Consider the following 17,439-nt stretch of genomic DNA (forward strand, 5'->3'; position numbering starts at 1 on the left):
GCGGTTAATTGAAATGGAAAAAGTATGAAGAACTGGAAAACGCTGCTTCTCGGTATCGCCATGATCGCGAATACCAGTTTCGCTGCCCCACAGGTAGTCGATAAAGTCGCAGCCGTCGTCAATAACGGCGTCGTTCTGGAAAGCGACGTCGATGGCTTAATGCAGTCAGTAAAACTGAATGCAGGTCAGGCAGGTCAGCAATTACCGGATGACGCCACGCTGCGTCATCAGATCCTGGAACGTTTGATCATGGATCAAATCCTCCTGCAAATGGGTCAGAAAATGGGGGTGAAAATCTCTGACGAGCAGTTGGATCAGGCTATTGCCAACATCGCCAAGCAGAACAACATGACGCTGGATCAGATGCGCAGCCGTCTGGCACAGGATGGCTTAAGCTATTCAACCTATCGTAGCCAGATCCGCAAAGAGATGACCATCTCTGAAGTGCGTAACAACGAAGTTCGCCGTCGCGTCACTATCCTGCCTCAGGAAGTGGATGCCCTGGCGCAGCAGGTAGGCAACCAAAACGATGCCAGCACCGAGCTGAACCTGAGCCACATTCTGATCCCATTACCAGAAAACCCAACGTCCGACCAGGTTAACGCAGCTGAAAGCCAGGCGCGCTCTGTTGTTGATGAAGCGCGTAACGGTAGTGATTTCGGAAAACTGGCTATTACTTATTCCGCTGACCAGCAGGCGCTGAAAGGCGGTCAGATGGGTTGGGGACGTATTCAGGAGCTGCCGGGTATCTTTGCCCAGGCGTTAAGCACTGCGAAAAAAGGCGATATCATTGGCCCAATTCGTTCCGGTGTCGGCTTCCACATCCTGAAAGTCAACGATATGCGTGGCCAAAGCCAGAGCATCTCCGTGACTGAAGTTCATGCTCGCCACATTCTGCTTAAGCCGTCGCCGATCATGACCGATCAGCAGGCGCGTCTGAAGCTGGAACAAATCGCGGCAGATATTAAGAGCGGTAAAACTACCTTCGCGGCAGCCGCTAAAGAGTTTTCTCAGGATCCAGGCTCTGCCAACCAGGGCGGCGATCTGGGCTGGGCTGCAGCGGATATTTTCGACCCTGCTTTCCGCGATGCGCTGACCAAACTTAACAAAGGCCAGATGAGCGCCCCGGTGCACTCCTCTTTCGGTTGGCATCTGATCGAACTGCTGGATACGCGTAACGTTGATAAAACTGACGCAGCGCAGAAAGACAGAGCTTACCGTATGCTGATGAACCGTAAATTCTCGGAAGAAGCAGCAACCTGGATGCAGGAACAGCGCGCCAGCGCTTACGTTAAAGTTCTGAGCAACTAATGACTCGTGCTCAACGCGTTGTTATCACTCCCGGCGAACCCGCCGGGATTGGCCCGGACCTGGTGGTTCAACTCGCCCAGCGCGAGTGGCCTGTAGAACTTGTTGTCTGTGCGGATGCAGCACTCCTCAATGACCGGGCAGCGATGCTCGGTTTACCGCTTTCACTCCTCCCATACTCTCCAGATACCCCAGCCAAACCGCAATCAGCAGGCACATTGACGCTGTTACCGATTGCGCTGCGGGCACCTGTTGTCGCGGGTCAGTTGGCGGTAGAAAACGGGCAATATGTGGTGGATACGCTGGCTCGCGCCTGCGATGGTTGTCTGCAAGGTGAGTTTGCGGCGCTGATCACTGGCCCGGTTCACAAGGGCGTTATCAATGACGCTGGCGTCCCGTTTACCGGACATACCGAGTTTTTTGAAGAGCGCTCACAGGCAAAGAAAGTTGTTATGATGCTGGCGACCGAAGAGCTGCGCGTTGCCCTGGCAACCACGCATTTGCCGCTCAGAGCCGTTGCCGACGCCATTACGCCCGCCCTGCTTCAGGAAGTGATCGGCATTTTGCATCATGATTTACGCACCAAGTTCGGCATTGCCGATCCGCATATTCTGGTGTGTGGTCTAAACCCGCATGCTGGTGAAGGCGGACATATGGGAACGGAAGAGATAGACACCATCATTCCGGTACTCGATGAACTGCGTGCGCAGGGAATGAAATTAAACGGTCCGCTGCCCGCAGATACGCTGTTTCAGCCCAAATATCTCGACTACGCGGATGCCGTGCTGGCAATGTACCACGATCAGGGTCTCCCCGTGCTAAAATACCAGGGATTTGGTCGCGGTGTGAATATCACGCTGGGCCTGCCCTTTATTCGCACATCCGTCGATCACGGCACCGCACTTGAACTCGCGGGCCGTGGACAAGCAGATGTCGGCAGTTTTATTACGGCGCTTAATCTCGCCATCAAAATGATTGTTAATACCAATGAATAATCGAGTCCATCAGGGCCATTTAGCCCGTAAACGTTTCGGGCAGAACTTCCTCAACGATCAGTTTGTGATCGAAAGTATTGTCTCTGCTATCAACCCGCAGAAAGGTCAGGCTATGGTCGAAATCGGCCCGGGCCTGGCGGCATTGACCGAACCAGTAGGCGAACGTCTGGACAAGCTCACGGTCATTGAACTCGACCGCGATCTGGCAGCACGCCTACAGACACACCCGTTTTTAGGGCCTAAGCTGACGATTTATCAGCAAGATGCCATGACCATGAACTTCGGCGAACTGGCACAAACGATGGGACAGCCGCTGCGCGTATTCGGCAACCTGCCGTACAACATCTCCACTCCGCTCATGTTCCATCTTTTTTCCTATACTGATGCCATTGCCGACATGCATTTCATGTTGCAAAAAGAGGTGGTGAATCGTCTGGTTGCAGGGCCAAACAGTAAAGCGTATGGTCGATTAAGCGTCATGGCGCAGTATTACTGCAATGTGATCCCGGTACTTGAAGTACCGCCTTCCGCATTTACGCCAGCGCCTAAAGTTGATTCAGCCGTTGTGCGTCTGGTGCCTCATACGACGATGCCGTACCCGGTTAAAGATGTTCGTGTGCTGAGCCGTATTACCACCGAAGCGTTTAATCAGCGCCGTAAAACGGTACGTAACAGTCTCGGCAACCTGTTTAGCGTTGAAGTACTGACAGAGCTGGGCATTGATCCGGCGATGCGAGCGGAAAATATCTCTGTCGCGCAATACTGCCGGATGGCTAACTATCTGTCAGAAAACGCGCCATCGAAGGAGAGTTAAACATGATCAATTCGCCCCGAGTGTGCATTCAGGTACAAAGCGTCTACATTGAGGCGCAATCCTCACCTGATGATGAACGTTACGTTTTTGCTTACACCGTAACTATCCGCAATTTGGGGCGAGCGCCTGTGCAGCTGTTGGGGCGTTATTGGTTGATCACTAATGGTCATGGCCGCGAAACCGAAGTTCAGGGTGAAGGCGTGGTTGGCGTCCAGCCCCACATCGAACCCGGCGAAGAGTACCAGTACACCAGCGGTGCGGTGATTGAAACACCGCTGGGCACCATGCAGGGTCATTACGAAATGATCGATGAACAAGGCATCGCCTTTACCATCGATATTCCCGTATTCCGACTCGCCGTTCCAACACTCATTCATTAAAACAATAACTATGGCGACATACCTTATTGGCGACGTTCACGGTTGTTACGATGAACTGGTAGCCTTGCTGCATCAGGTAGACTTTAATTCCGAAAAAGACACCCTATGGCTCACCGGCGATCTGGTCGCTCGTGGACCGGGCTCGCTGGACGTTTTGCGCTACGTGAAATCACTGGGCGACAGCGTGCGGTTAGTATTGGGTAATCACGATTTACACCTGCTGGCCGTATTCGCCGGTATCAGTCGTAATAAACCTAAAGACAGGGTCACATCGCTGCTCGAAGCACCGGATGCCGACGAATTACTTAACTGGCTCCGCCGTCAACCGCTGTTGCAGGTAGACGAAGAGAAGAAGCTGGTGATGGCGCATGCCGGTATTACCCCACAGTGGGACCTGCAGACGGCAAAAGACTGTGCTCGCGATGTTGAAGCCGTGCTGTCGAGCGACTCGTATCCCTTCTTCCTTGATGCGATGTACGGCGACATGCCCAATAACTGGACCCCGGAACTGACCGGACTGGCGCGCCTGCGTTTTATTACCAACGCCTTTACCCGCATGCGTTACTGCTTCCCTAACGGTCAGTTGGATATGTACAGCAAAGAGTCACCGGAAGACGCTCCTGCCCCGCTGAAGCCGTGGTTTGCCATTCCTGGACCGGTCAGTGAAGCGTACAGCATTGCATTCGGGCACTGGGCATCGCTGGAGGGTAAAGGCACGCCAGAAGGCATTTACGCGCTGGATACGGGGTGTTGCTGGGGAGGCGATCTCACCTGTCTGCGCTGGGAAGACAAACAGTACTTCGTGCAGCCGTCAAATCGCCATCTGAACCTGGATCCTGGCGAAGCGGTCAACGCCTGATAGGTTTATGCCTGATGGCGCTACGCTTATCAGGCCTACATCTGGCACAAAAGTAGGCCGGATAAGGCGTTTCGCCGCCATCCGGCACTTACAGTATTAACGACGTTCCAGAATCTCGAAGCAGTAGCTGTGAGAGTTTTGCGCGTCGGCATCGTGGAATTCACTGAACACCGACTCCCAGTCATCCGGTTCGTAGTCCGGGAAATGCGTATCCCCTTCCACTTCCGCATCAATGTGCGTCAGATACAGTTTCTGCGCTTTTGGCAGGAACTGCTCATACACACGCCCACCGCCAATTACCATAATTTCAGGTTCATCGCCGCAGGCCGCAATTGCTTCATCCACAGACTTCACCCACTGCACGCGATCGTCGGTGCCAGGCTTACTGCTGATGACGATATTTTTACGCCCAGGTAACGGTCGCCCGATGGATTCCCAGGTATGGCGTCCCATGACAACCGGCTTGTTTAAGGTATTACGTTTAAACCAGGCGAGATCGGCAGGGAGGTTCCACGGCATGGCGTTCTCCATACCGATGACGCGATCTACCGCTAACGCCGCAATCAGACTGATCATTGAATATTTCCCGGATACAAAAAAATTGTCGCCACTATACGGAAAGCGCAATCTTTCGTCGACTGGCGGAAAGAGGATGAACAGGAAAATTTTCCGTTCTGCTGGCGAACCGACCTATTTAAGGTGGTACGCCAGCATTACAGTAGTTCAAAAACAGTCAATTAGCAGTAAAGTTTGCAGAACATCACATTTTTTACCCTATGCTGACGGTTTCACTTCCGGCTCATCGGCGACGTCGCCCGTATGCTTACCTTCATCCGTGCCTTGCCAGCCATGGCGTTGAATTAACGATAAGTGCTGACGATCTTCCGCAATAATTTCACTCAGCATTGCGCTGGTGCGTTTATAAACGGCCGCGCGGGAAGTCGCGTCATTTTCCCCTTTCACCATCTCCTCTACCATCATGGTATTGAATCGGCGGAATACGTCAGCCCGCTCACGTGCCTCATAGCGCCCAAGCCCGAGACCTTCCAGCGCCAGACGTCCGGTCTTCAATGCACCTTCAAAGGTTTCACGTTCCGGCATATCCACGCCTGCCTGGCGCAGGCGGATGTAATGATCCACGTCGCGCGCACGAGCAATAATTTGCAGATGCGGGAAATGCTCTTTCACCATTTCGGTTAATTGCAGACTGGTTTGCGGATCGTCAATGGCATTAATAATGACTTCAGCTTTCGCCGCCCCGGCAGACTCCAGCAGATCCATCCGGATCGCGTCGCCATAGAAAACCTTCATCCCGAATTTACGCAGCGTTTCGATATGGTCCGGGTCATGATCAAGAACCACCATTTTGACCCCGCTCGACAACAGCAAACGACCGGTTATCTGGCCAAATCGCCCAAACCCGGCGATGATCACCCGCGGTTGCTCCTCATCGATTTCATCGGCTTCGCGCTCTTCCTCAGTCGCCGATTTTTCCAGACGCGTCAAAATCACCAGCAAAATCGGCGTAGCCGCCATCGACAACGCCACCGCCAGCGTCAGCGATTTCGCCCAGTCAGGATCGAGCACATTTGCCATTTGCGCCGCGCCAAACACCACAAAGGCAAACTCACTGCCCTGCCCTAATAATACGGCAAACCAGCGACGCTGCTTGTTCGGCACCTGCAACGGTTTCGCTATCAACCACAGCATGACGGTTTTGATAACCAGGAAACCGACCAGTAGAATGATAATGCGCAAGGGATTATCAATCAGCGTACCAAAGTCGATAGACATCCCTACACCGATGAAAAACAGCCCCAGCAGCAGTCCTTTAAATGGTTCAATGTCGCTTTCCAACGCGTGGCGATACTCAGAGCTTGCCAGCAGCACCCCAGCTAGGAATGCCCCCATCGCCATCGACAATCCAACCTCTTCCAACAGCAGACCGAAGCCAAACACGAGGAACAGCGCAACGGCACTGAACACTTCCCGCAGGCCCGAACGGGCGACAAAACGCAAGGCAGGACGTGTGACATAACGACCTAACAGCACCACCAGCACCAGTGCGCCCGCTACCTTAAGGGCAGACAATGCAAACGCCCCAAGCGTTGTTGATGCGCCACTCGCTGCCAGTAATGGGATCATCGCCACCAGTGGAATAGCAGCGATATCCTGGAACAGCAGCACGGCAAAGGCGCTGCGACCCATTTGCGAAACCATCAGGTTGCGTTCATTCATTGCCTGCATAGCGATAGCCGTAGAGGAAAGCGCCAGTGTCATGCCGATCAGCTCCGCTACCTGCCAGCGCAGACCGAGGAACATACAGAACACACCAATCAGGCCTCCGCAAACCACCATTTGCAATGCGCCGCCGCCGAACACCGAGGCTCGCAGTTTCCACAAACGTTGCGGATCCAGTTCAAGGCCGATAACAAACAGCATCAGCACCACACCGATCTCCGCAAAATGCAGGATGGATTCGGCGTCCGTTACCAGCCTCAGGCCCCATGGGCCGATAATGCACCCGGCGATAAGATACCCCAGTACAGACCCGAGTCCCAGCCGTACGGCGATGGGGACAATTAGTGCCGCCGATCCGAGATAAATCAGCGCCTGTATCAGCGTATGGCTATCCATGGTGTGCCTCCTGCCATTCCATCAGACGCTGTTTGTAGTGACGCGCCTGCGCTTGCAGGGTTTCATCATCACAGATAAACGTACAGTGCATCGCAAACGGCGGTAGCCATTTGAGGCCACAATAAAGTGCCGTCGCCTGTAAGGGTTGAGAAAGCACATCAAATCCGGGATGGGAGCCAATATCGAAGTGGTTTTCACCGCCGCCGGTCGTCACTGCCCACAGCAGATGTTTACCGTGCAGCGCAGTACCGCCATGGCCATACGCCCAGCCGTGCGAAAGGACTTTATCCATCCACAGCTTGAGTAATGGAGGTGTGCTGTACCACTGCATCGGATGCTGCCAGATGATCAAATCAGCGCGTGCCAGCGCATCCTGTTCAGCGGCAATATCGATATTGAAGTCGGGGTAGAGCTGGTAGAGCGAGCGGATCTCCACGCCCTCCAGCGTCCTTGCCTGTTCAAGCATCCGCTTATTCGCATGCGAGTGCTGCGGATAGGGATGCGCATAAATGATGAGGATCATGATTAGCCTGTTTCACTGCATTATTGTAATAACAGTGAGTTTAGTCAGTTAATCCACAGGCTAACAGCCAATATTATTGAGGCCTATACACAAAATCATTCATGTTGCATCAAGGCGGCAAGGGAATGAATCCCCAGAAGCTTACTAAAGTAAGTGACTGGGGTGAATGAGCGCAGCCAACACTGAGGCAACTTGAAGGATGAAGTGTATATTAGTTGTCCAGCTCACTCATATCCTTAACCTGATCGCGGTTAATCTGTTCCGTCTTACCCGTTTGCGCATTTTTATACGACACCAGGCCAGTATCATCATCGACTTGCGGTTTGCCGTCAGTGACGATTGTTTTGCCATCGGTGGTTTTAACCGCCTGGTTTGAGGAACAACCGGCTACGGTAAATAGTGCTGCTGCGGTAAAAATTGAGGTGATCAGGATATGTTTTTGCATGGTGTTCTCCCTGCTTTTCAGTTGTTTTCAGTGATATACCCAGTTAACTGTAGGCTAACTGACTGAGTTGCAGGGAAAATACAGAACACTCCTAATAACTCGCCCTGGTCACGGGCTTACTGCGAATCGTCATTTGACTGGTTTGCGCCAGCGTCAGACCTCGCGTTTCCGGGGCGAAAGCGATGGACACCAGCAGGCCAATCAGCGAAATTCCTGCGCCCATCAGCATGACATTGCTGATCCCGTATTTGGTAATGAACACCGGCAGCGCCCAGGTTGAAACAATGGTGCCAATGCGGCTTAAGGACATAATCACCCCGACGGCAGATGCGCGAATGTCGGTAGGGAACAGTTCATTTGGGTACAGCCACTGAAGATTTCCCGGTCCCCCCGAGAAAAAGGCGTACACGGCAAACGCCAGCACCACCAGCCACGCTCCCATATCAGGAATTAACCCCAGCACGGCCAGCGCCAGCGTCATCATAATAAAGCTGCCAATTAACAATGGCCGACGGCCCGCGCTATTGAGCCAGAACATGGGCGGAATGCACCCCAGCATAAAGCACAGGCTTATCACCACATTGCCCAACGCCGCGCTTTTCCCGGCACCAAGCCCCAACAGTCCAACAATCTGCGGACCAAAGGTATAAATGGCGAACATCGGGATCACCTGACAGGTCCAGATAGCGGCAACAAACAGGACAAACGGGAAATGACGGCGGTTAAACAGCTGCAGGAAGCGCGTCTCCTGCGGCGCCTCTTCGTCGAACACCACCGGTTCGCCGAACAGTTTGATCATCATCGCTTCACACTCTTTCACCCGACCTTTACGCAACAGCCAGCGCGGCGATTCAGGAAGATCGAAGCGCCCAATCAGGATCAAAATACAGGGGATCACCGCGCTGCCCAGCATCCAGCGCCATCCGCCCTCAACATCATACAGCCAGTAACCGACCAGATCGGCACAGGTGGCGCCGACATACCACATCGCGGCGATAAAACCGATGGAGAAAGCGCGCTGGCGGGTATTGGAGAACTCGGTAATCATCGATGTAGCAATTGGATAATCGGCACCAATCACAATGCCGATCAGCACACGCATCACCAACAGTTCAACGGGTGAGGAAACAAACATGGTTGCCGCCGATATCACGCCAATGGCGATAATATCGATGATGAACATTTTTCGCCGCCCGACCTTATCGGAAATGTAGCCAAACAGCGACGTTCCCACAAACAGACCGGCGAGCGTGCCGGCCCCCAGCAGACCAATCCACTGTGCGTCCAGTTTCAACGCTGGCGTGAGCTGTTCCAGCGCCACGCCAATCATCACCAGCACATAACCATCCAGAAATGGCCCACCGCTTCCCCACAGCATTATCCGGCGGTGAATAGAGGTAAATTTGATGTCATCAAAGTTCCTGGGCTGCTGCATAGCGACTTCCTGTTTCAACACGGGCAAAGCGTCATCTGTAGGCCGGATAAGGCGTTTACGCCGCCATCCGGCATTGGCGCCACATGATTGCCGGATGGCGACGCTACCGCGTCTTATCCGACCTACGGGTGCACAACCTCGCACTTATTAGCCGTAGCGAAACTCCACGCCAAATGTCCCGCGCGGGTATTCCCATTTTTCCAACGCTGTATCAAGGCCGAGAATGCGGCACGTTCCGCACTCCAGGCATCCGGCGTAATCAAAACGAACGCTGCCGTCGTCCTGCTTTTTATACAGTCCGGCTGGACAAGCCTTAATCAGTACTTCCAGCGCCTGTTTATCAGGATCGGTTTTGAGAATGATGTGCGGGCTGTCTTCATCCACATTGAACTTATTGACGCCCAGTTTGACGTCCACATTGACGGGAGATGTCATAATACGGTCACTCCTTTCAGGCCATCTTTCATCAGGTTGATGAAGCCCACTTTCTTCGCATGACGCAGGATTTTTTTGCGCATTGGCACCGGAGCGGAACCATCCACGGTGAACAGGTCGCGCGCGATACTGACCGCCATTTCGGGATAGGCGGTAAACATGCGTGGGTTATCAAGGAAAGCGGGAAGCTTCTGATACATGCGCATATCGCGCATTGGACCATCATCGAGATGCTGATGGTATTCGCCCAGCGACTGCTTGCTGAAGTCGTCGCGCTTCATCGCGGAAAGCACCGTTTTCGCCGCCGCTTCGCCTGCAGATATGGCGAGATCCATACCGCGGATAGTAAAGCCGAGGTTCATACACATTCCGGCAGCATCACCGGCAATCAGTACTCCGTCACCCACCAGTTCAGGCTGCATATTCATACCGGCCTCCGGTACGACGTGCGCGGCATATTCCACCAGCTTGCCACCGGCGATAAGTGGGGCAACCGCTGGATGCTGTTTGAAATCTTCCAGCATTTGCGGGACCGATTTTTTAGCATCTTTCAGATGATGAAGCCCGCAGACCAGCCCCAGAGAAAGGGTCGTTTCATTCGTATAGAGGAAGCCCCCGCCCATCAGACCATCGGTCGGTGAACCGGCAAACAGGCAGGCTGCGCCTTCGTTCCCCTGTAACTGGAAACGATCTTCAATTACCGATTTCGGCAATTCGATCAGCTCTTTTACGCCAACGGCAACATGTGATGCCTCAACGCGCCTGGCCATGCCCAGTTTTTCTGCCAACAAAGAATTCACCCCGTCAGCGAGGATCACCACTTTGGCTTCCAGAATATCGCCGTCGGCTTCCACGCCCACGACTTTGCCTTCTCGCTGCACAACGTTATCCACGCGAATACCGGTGATAAGCTGGGCTCCCGCCTCCTCGGCCTGCTCCATCAGCCAGGCGTCAAATTTGCTACGTAAGACGGAATAAGAAACCTGCGACGATACGGCCTCTTCACCATTGCAATAGTCGATGGTCATCGCCCCTTTGTCGGTCATAAAGGCGAGTTTTTCGTGGGTGATGATGCGTTCAATGGGGGCCTGCTCAGCAAAGCCGGGAATGATGCGTTCCAGGCTATGGGCATACATGCGCCCACCGGTGACATTCTTCGCGCCAGCAGAATTGCCGCGCTCGATGACCAGCACCTGTGCACCTTCCCGAGCCAGCACCAGCGCCGCAACCGAACCGGCCAGACCTGCACCCACGATGATGGCATCAAAGATATCTTCGGACATACGTACTCCTGTCAGTGGCAGGATACTTTCGCACCCTGCCCGAATGGTTTAACGCGCCAGAGCCGCCGTCAGCGCAGGCAGGATCTTCAGCGCATCGCCAACGATGCCAAAATCTGCGTACTGGAAGATCGGCGCATTTTTATCTTTGTTGATGGCGAAAATCGTCTGCGCGCCGTTGGCGCCGACCATATGTTGGATCTGTCCGGAGATCCCCACGGCCAGGTACAGTTCTGGTTTGAGCATCAGGTTGGAAATGCCGACGTAGCGTTCGTGCTCCATCCACTTCTCGTTTTCCGCCACTGGACGGGAACAGGCCAGCTCAGCGCCAATCGCCTGGCACAGCGCTTCGGCCAGCGAGATATTTTCTTTGCTACCAATACCGCGTCCCACGCTGACCACCAGACGGGCTTTGTCGAGATCGACGCTGTTGCTCTGACGCGCCTGCGTTGCCGTACGGGTCACGGCGATAGTCGGAGCCTGCCACTGAACGGTGTGCACCTCGCCGCTGCGGGCGGTATCCGGTTGCTGCGCGTCAAACGTTCCGCTGCTGAGTGTGATCACGGCAAACGGTGAAGCGATTGTTTCTGCTCCCATCGCCAGGCCGCCGTAGACCATATGTTTGACCGCCGCTTTTCCGTCCTGTACTTCGACTGCGCTGGCGTCGTTTGAGACTGCAGCCGACAAGCGAAAGCCCAGCTTTGCCGCTAACAGCTTGCCCCGACGCGTATTCGGCAGCAGCACCGCGCCGCCCTCGCTGTGCTGACGAATGGTTTCGACCATCGCATCGGCGTAGTCTTCAACCATACGGTCTTCTGGTTTGCCGCTGAGCAGCCAGACATGATCCGCCCCTAAATGGCATGCCGCCGCGCTGTCCTCATCGCTGAGCACAAACGTGTTAACGTTTTCACCTAAAGCCTGCGCACCATTCATCAGTTCCGGCAGACGAGAAGGGGTATCGCTGAATACCCAGACACTGGAAAATTTGTTCATAACATCCCCTGATAATTAAATGATTTTGCGAAGATTCTCGACAAACGCAGCAATCTGTTCTTCACCGTCACCTTCAATCACAACGCGCTGACGCTCGCGCTGCTTCGGTGCGGCAACCTGTTGTTCGGAATACGCTTGCGCGCCGTTCATCCCAATGTCCTCAGACGACCAGACCTGAACCGGTTTTTTCGCCGCGCCAAGAATGGCTTTCATGGAAGGGATTTGAGGGGTGTTGATGTCGGTAGAGACCGCGATCACCGCAGGAAGCGGAATACTCAGGGTTTCAACTTCATCTTCCAGTTCACGCTCTACCGTCAGCGTGCTGTCGGTAAGAGAGAGGATTTTACTCACGCCGTTAATCGCCGGCACGTTCAGCATTTCGCCCACCAGCAGACCAACCTGCTGAGCATAAAGATCGGAAGAACCGTCGCCGCAAATAAGCAGATCAAAACCTGATTTTTGTGCGGCGGCAGCCAGCGCAGTGGCGGTTTGTTGCGGCAGCGCCTGTTCAAATTGATCGTCAATGACAACAATCAGTTCATCAGGGCCACGGGAGAGCACATCTTTGCGCCCTTTTGCATTGGTCAGCGCTTTGCCGCCGACGCTCATGGCCACAACCTGAGCCTCTCCCACCTGCTGTTTTAACTGGCAAGCCGCTTCGATCGCATTCAGATCATATTGGCTGATTTTGCCATCCGCTTTGCTGAAATCGAGAGTTCCATCAGCATTATTAATCGCAATATCCTGCTCATCAGGTACGCATTTGTAGCAAGTAATTATCTTCATTGCATCTCCAGAAATCATGAAGGAAACGTATTTATATCGGCGGTGTTAAATACAGATATCACGCTCTTTAATTCGGAAATAAAACATTAATCACCAATATTGAAAATGTCACACATTGATATTCGTAACTTTCAATAGTGTTATGCACCTCACCAATATTGAAAGAAACATGTCAATTACGAAAATTTTCAATATTGTTTGCTGGTTCAACAATATTGAACGCCAGTCACTTAAAAAAGTTAAAAAATCAACATTAATATTATGATTAATAAAAGAATTATTTGGATTTTCAGACAAAATAACCAGCATAAAAAAGTGTGACACAGATAACAGAATAGCCGGAAGTGAATACCCATTATGAGTTACTCACTGAGGCGCCCCAGAGGTTAAAAAGTTATCAACAAATCATTAATAACAAATAAACAAACAATCACATACGGGCACGCTAAATAAATTTCGTTTTCACACTGGAATTCACTTATGAAAAATGAAAAGAGAAAGTCGGGAATTGAACCGAAGGTTTTTTTTCCGCCATTAATAATTGTTGGGATACTTTGTTGGCTAACAGTAAGAGATCTTGATGCCGCTAACGTCGTTATTAATGCGGTATTCAGTTATGTCACCAACGTCTGGGGTTGGGCATTCGAATGGTATATGGTCGTCATGCTCTTCGGTTGGTTCTGGTTGGTCTTTGGCCCATATTCGAAAAAGAAATTAGGCGACGAAAAACCCGAGTTTAGTACCGCCAGCTGGATTTTTATGATGTTCGCTTCCTGTACATCCGCCGCGGTGCTGTTCTGGGGTTCCATCGAGATCTACTACTATATCTCTACCCCGCCTTTTGCTCTCGCCCCCAACTCCGTTGGCGCAAAAGAGATAGCTCTGGCGTACAGCTTGTTCCACTGGGGACCGCTGCCGTGGGCAACCTACAGCTTCCTTTCAGTCGCGTTCGCCTACTTCTTCTTTGTACGCAAAATGGACGTTATCCGCCCCAGTTCCACACTGGTGCCGTTAGTTGGCGAGAAGCATGCTAAGGGCTTGTTCGGCACCATCGTCGATAACTTCTATCTGGTGGCGCTGATCTTCGCGATGGGCACCAGCCTCGGTCTCGCTACCCCGCTGGTAACCGAGTGTATGCAATGGCTGTTCGGTATTCCGCATACGCTGCAACTCGACGCCATCATCATTACCTGCTGGATCATATTGAATGCCATTTGCGTGGCCTGCGGCCTGCAAAAAGGGGTCAAGATCGCCAGCGACGTACGTAGTTATCTAAGCTTCCTGATGCTCGGCTGGGTGTTTATCGTCAGTGGCGCCAGCTTCATCATGAACTACTTCACCGACTCGGTCGGCATGCTGCTGATGCATCTGCCGCGCATGCTGTTCTATACCGATGCCATCGGCAAAGGCGGCTTCCCGCAGGGCTGGACTGTTTTCTACTGGGCGTGGTGGGTTATTTACGCTATCCAGATGAGTATCTTCCTGGCACGTATTTCTCGCGGTCGTACCGTACGTGAACTGTGTTTCGGGATGGTACTGGGCCTGACCGCATCCACCTGGATCCTGTGGACCGTCCTTGGCAGCAACACGCTGCTGCTGATGGATAAAAACATTCTCAACATCCCGCAGCTAATTGAACAACACGGCGTGGCGCGCGCCATTATCGAAACCTGGGCTGCTTTACCGCTCAGCACCGCCACCATGTGGGGATTCTTTATCCTCTGCTTTATTGCCACCGTCACGCTGATTAACGCCTGCTCCTACACCCTGGCGATGTCCACCTGTCGCGAAGTTCGTGATGGTGAAGAACCGCCGCTGTTGGTGCGTATCGGTTGGTCCGTTCTGGTCGGCGTCATCGGCATCGTTCTGCTGGCGCTGGGTGGGCTGAAGCCCATTCAGACCGCAATTATCGCCGGGGGATGTCCGCTGTTCTTCGTCAACATCATGGTGACGCTGTCCTTTATTAAAGACGCCAAAGTGCACTGGAAAGACAAGTAATTCTTATTAACCCAATTGATCAAGAGGCTGAAAGATGGATTTCAACTTAAATGACGAGCAGGAACTGTTTGTCGCCGGTATTCGTGAACTGATGGCCAGTGAGAACTGGGAAGCTTATTTTGCCGAGTGCGATCGCGACAGCGTCTACCCTGAGCGTTTTGTAAAAGCGCTGGCGGATATGGGCATCGATAGCCTGTTGATCCCGGAAGAACATGGCGGACTTGAAGCCGGTTTTGTCACCGTTGCCGCTGTTTGGATGGAACTCGGACGTCTTGGTGCACCGACTTACGTGTTGTACCAATTACCAGGCGGTTTTAACACTTTTCTGCGTGAAGGTACCCAAGAGCAAATTGATAAAATCATGGCGTTCCAGGGGACCGGTAAGCAGATGTGGAACTCTGCTATCACCGAACCGGGAGCGGGATCGGATGTTGGCAGTCTGAAAACCACTTATACACGCAAAGATGGTAAGGTTTATCTTAATGGCAGTAAGTGCTTTATCACCAGTAGCGCCTATACCCCGTACATCGTGGTGATGGCGAGAGATGGTGCATCGCCGGATAAACCTGTTTATACCGAGTGGTTTGTTGACATGAGCAAGGCGGGTATCAAGGTCAACAAACTGGAGAAACTCGGTCTGCGCATGGATAGCTGCTGTGAAATCACCTTTGACGACGTTGAACTGGACGAGAAAGACATGTTCGGTCGGGAAGGGAATGGTTTCAACCGTGTGAAAGAAGAGTTTGACCATGAACGCTTCCTCGTCGCGCTGACCAACTACGGTACGGCAATGTGCGCTTTTGAAGACGCCGCGCGTTACGCCAACCAACGCGTACAGTTTGGCGAAACGATCGGCCGTTTCCAGCTGATCCAGGAGAAGTTTGCACACATGGCGATCAAACTGAATTCCATGAAAAACATGCTGCTGGAAGCCGCATGGAAAGCGGATAACGGCACCATTACTTCGGGTGACGCGGCAATGTGTAAATACTTCTGCGCCAATGCCGCGTTCGAGGTGGTAGACACCGCCATGCAGGTACTGGGAGGTGTTGGTATCGCGGGCAACCACCGCATCACGCGTTTCTGGCGTGACCTGCGCGTTGACCGTGTTTCTGGTGGTTCTGACGAAATGCAGATCCTGACGTTGGGTCGTGCGGTACTCAAGCAATACCGATAGAACGACGCAACCTGTAGGCCTGATAAGACGCCTTAGCGTCGCCATCAGGCACTCAATGCCGGATGGCGGCGCGAGCGCCTTATCCGGCCTACATGGACACCCATAAATGCCAGGAGAAAAATGATGAATCATTTACCAATGCCAGCCTTCGGCCCGCTTTCCGGGATACGCGTTGTCTTTTCAGGGATCGAAATTGCCGGTCCTTTCGCCGGACAGATGTTCGCCGAATGGGGCGCCGAGGTTATCTGGATTGAAAACGTCGCATGGGCCGATACCATCCGCGTGCAGCCTAACTACCCGCAGCTCTCACGCCGTAACCTGCACGCCCTGTCGCTGAATATTTTCAAAGATGAAGGCCGGGAAGCGTTTCTGAAGCTGATGGAAACCACCGATATTTTCATTGAAGCCAGTAAAGGCCCAGCCTTTGCCCGCCGCGGTATTACCGATGAAGTGCTGTGGGAACATAACCCGAAACTGGTTATCGCCCACCTTTCCGGCTTCGGCCAGTTTGGAACCGAGGAGTACACCAATCTTCCGGCGTATAACACCATCGCACAGGCGTTCAGCGGCTATCTGATCCAAAACGGCGACGTGGATCAGCCAATGCCCGCCTTCCCGTACACCGCCGATTACTTCTCCGGGATGACCGCAACGACAGCAGCGCTGGCAGCCCTGCACAAAGTGCGCGAAACGGGTAAAGGTGAAAGCATCGATATCGCTATGTACGAAGTGATGCTGCGCATGGGTCAGTATTTCATGATGGATTACTTCAACGGCGGCGAAATTTGCCCACGCATGACCAAAGGCAAAGACCCGTATTACGCTGGCTGCGGCCTGTATAAATGCGCCGATGGCTATATCGTCATGGAGCTGGTCGGCATCACGCAAATCAACGAATGCTTCAAGGATATTGGCCTCGCCCACATTCTTGGCACACCGGAAGTCCCGGAAGGCACCCAGCTTATCCATCGTGTGGAATGCCCTTACGGCCCGCTTGTGGAAGAAAAACTGGACGCCTGGCTGGCAACGCACACCATCGCCGAAGTCCAGGCGCGCTTTGCTGAGCTGAACATCGCCTGCGCGAAGGTGCTGACTATTCCTGAACTGGAAGGCAACCCGCAGTACGTTGCCCGTGAATCTATTACTCAGTGGCAAACAATGGATGGCCGCACCTGCAAAGGGCCAAACATCATGCCGAAATTTAAAAACAACCCGGGGAAAATCTGGCGCGGCATGCCGTCACATGGCATGGATACTGCCGCCATTCTGAAAAATATTGGTTATAGCGAAGCAGACATAAATGAGCTGGTCGGCAAAGGCCTGGCCAGAGTTGAGGAATAAACGCGACGCGCTGACCCCTCGATGGTTAGCGCT

17 protein-coding genes are annotated in these 17,439 nt (G+C 53.0%); 8 read left to right on the forward strand and 9 right to left on the reverse strand.

Annotated elements, in window-relative coordinates; translation table 11 throughout:
• Window positions 1-24: 24 nt before the first annotated feature.
• The 5 genes from surA to apaH are packed head-to-tail and all read left to right on the forward strand — an operon-like array spanning window position 25 to window position 4,356.
• Window positions 25-1,311, forward strand: coding sequence for a peptidylprolyl isomerase SurA (gene surA / locus OGY71_RS21465; protein WP_003829603.1), 1,287 nt, complete (start codon window positions 25-27; stop codon window positions 1,309-1,311).
• On the forward strand, window positions 1,311-2,303 hold the full coding sequence (gene pdxA / locus OGY71_RS21470; protein WP_003829605.1) for a 4-hydroxythreonine-4-phosphate dehydrogenase PdxA: 993 nt from the start codon (window positions 1,311-1,313) through the stop codon (window positions 2,301-2,303). Before surA ends, pdxA begins: the two co-directional genes overlap by 1 nt.
• Entirely contained in the window at window positions 2,296-3,117 is an 822-nt protein-coding gene (gene rsmA, locus OGY71_RS21475; RefSeq protein ID WP_003829609.1) for a 16S rRNA (adenine(1518)-N(6)/adenine(1519)-N(6))-dimethyltransferase RsmA, read from the forward strand. The genes pdxA and rsmA overlap by 8 nt, the downstream gene beginning before the upstream one ends.
• Window positions 3,118-3,119: 2 nt before the next feature.
• Window positions 3,120-3,497 carry a Co2+/Mg2+ efflux facilitator ApaG/CorD gene (gene apaG / locus OGY71_RS21480; protein WP_003018867.1) on the forward strand — a complete coding sequence of 126 codons (378 nt, stop codon included), beginning with the start codon at window positions 3,120-3,122 and terminating at the stop codon, window positions 3,495-3,497.
• 10 nt (window positions 3,498-3,507) lie between these two features.
• Window positions 3,508-4,356, forward strand: coding sequence for a bis(5'-nucleosyl)-tetraphosphatase (symmetrical) ApaH (gene apaH, locus OGY71_RS21485; protein WP_003829612.1), 849 nt, complete (start codon window positions 3,508-3,510; stop codon window positions 4,354-4,356).
• A 96-nt stretch (window positions 4,357-4,452) separates the two neighbouring features.
• On the opposite strand, the gene folA is transcribed toward apaH, so the two are convergent.
• The 9 genes from folA to OGY71_RS21530 all read right to left on the reverse strand — a co-directional run bounded on the left by folA (window position 4,453) and on the right by OGY71_RS21530 (window position 12,890).
• Window positions 4,453-4,932, reverse strand: coding sequence for a type 3 dihydrofolate reductase (gene folA / locus OGY71_RS21490; RefSeq protein ID WP_003018873.1), 480 nt, complete (start codon window positions 4,930-4,932; stop codon window positions 4,453-4,455).
• 198 nt (window positions 4,933-5,130) lie between these two features.
• Window positions 5,131-6,993: a glutathione-regulated potassium-efflux system protein KefC gene (gene kefC / locus OGY71_RS21495; protein WP_267392159.1), complete on the reverse strand. Its 1,863-nt coding sequence runs from the start codon at window positions 6,991-6,993 to the stop codon at window positions 5,131-5,133.
• Window positions 6,986-7,516, reverse strand: coding sequence for a glutathione-regulated potassium-efflux system oxidoreductase KefF (gene kefF / locus OGY71_RS21500; RefSeq protein ID WP_003829618.1), 531 nt, complete (start codon window positions 7,514-7,516; stop codon window positions 6,986-6,988). The genes kefC and kefF overlap by 8 nt, the downstream gene beginning before the upstream one ends.
• A gap of 211 nt (window positions 7,517-7,727) precedes the next feature.
• Window positions 7,728-7,961, reverse strand: coding sequence for a YgdI/YgdR family lipoprotein (locus tag OGY71_RS21505; RefSeq protein WP_003018880.1), 234 nt, complete (start codon window positions 7,959-7,961; stop codon window positions 7,728-7,730).
• A 91-nt stretch (window positions 7,962-8,052) separates the two neighbouring features.
• Window positions 8,053-9,396, reverse strand: coding sequence for an MFS transporter (locus OGY71_RS21510; protein WP_003829621.1), 1,344 nt, complete (start codon window positions 9,394-9,396; stop codon window positions 8,053-8,055).
• A 147-nt stretch (window positions 9,397-9,543) separates the two neighbouring features.
• Entirely contained in the window at window positions 9,544-9,831 is a 288-nt protein-coding gene (gene fixX, locus OGY71_RS21515) for a ferredoxin-like protein FixX (protein ID WP_000203736.1), read from the reverse strand.
• The gene (locus OGY71_RS21520; protein ID WP_191221843.1) at window positions 9,828-11,114 is read right to left on the reverse strand and encodes an FAD-dependent oxidoreductase; all 1,287 of its coding nucleotides are present in this window, start codon (window positions 11,112-11,114) and stop codon (window positions 9,828-9,830) included. Before OGY71_RS21520 ends, fixX begins: the two co-directional genes overlap by 4 nt.
• Before the next feature lie 48 nt (window positions 11,115-11,162).
• Window positions 11,163-12,104: an electron transfer flavoprotein subunit alpha/FixB family protein gene (locus OGY71_RS21525; protein ID WP_200920814.1), complete on the reverse strand. Its 942-nt coding sequence runs from the start codon at window positions 12,102-12,104 to the stop codon at window positions 11,163-11,165.
• 15 nt (window positions 12,105-12,119) lie between these two features.
• Complete coding sequence (locus OGY71_RS21530) at window positions 12,120-12,890, reverse strand: electron transfer flavoprotein FixA (RefSeq protein WP_149335411.1); 771 nt, start codon at window positions 12,888-12,890, stop codon at window positions 12,120-12,122.
• A 480-nt stretch (window positions 12,891-13,370) separates the two neighbouring features.
• On the opposite strand from OGY71_RS21530, the gene caiT reads away from it, so the two are divergent.
• From caiT to caiB, 3 genes are all read left to right on the forward strand, one after another.
• Entirely contained in the window at window positions 13,371-14,888 is a 1,518-nt protein-coding gene (caiT, locus tag OGY71_RS21535; RefSeq protein WP_003829695.1) for an L-carnitine/gamma-butyrobetaine antiporter, read from the forward strand.
• A 34-nt stretch (window positions 14,889-14,922) separates the two neighbouring features.
• A complete protein-coding gene (gene caiA / locus OGY71_RS21540; protein WP_063941089.1) occupies window positions 14,923-16,065 on the forward strand; it encodes a crotonobetainyl-CoA dehydrogenase in 1,143 nt (380 codons plus the stop codon).
• A 123-nt stretch (window positions 16,066-16,188) separates the two neighbouring features.
• A complete protein-coding gene (gene caiB / locus OGY71_RS21545; RefSeq protein WP_286613782.1) occupies window positions 16,189-17,406 on the forward strand; it encodes an L-carnitine CoA-transferase in 1,218 nt (405 codons plus the stop codon).
• Window positions 17,407-17,439: the final 33 nt, after the last annotated feature.

The sequence above is a fragment of the Citrobacter sp. Cpo109 genome, from assembly GCF_030332565.1.
GTDB lineage: Bacteria > Pseudomonadota > Gammaproteobacteria > Enterobacterales > Enterobacteriaceae > Citrobacter > Citrobacter portucalensis.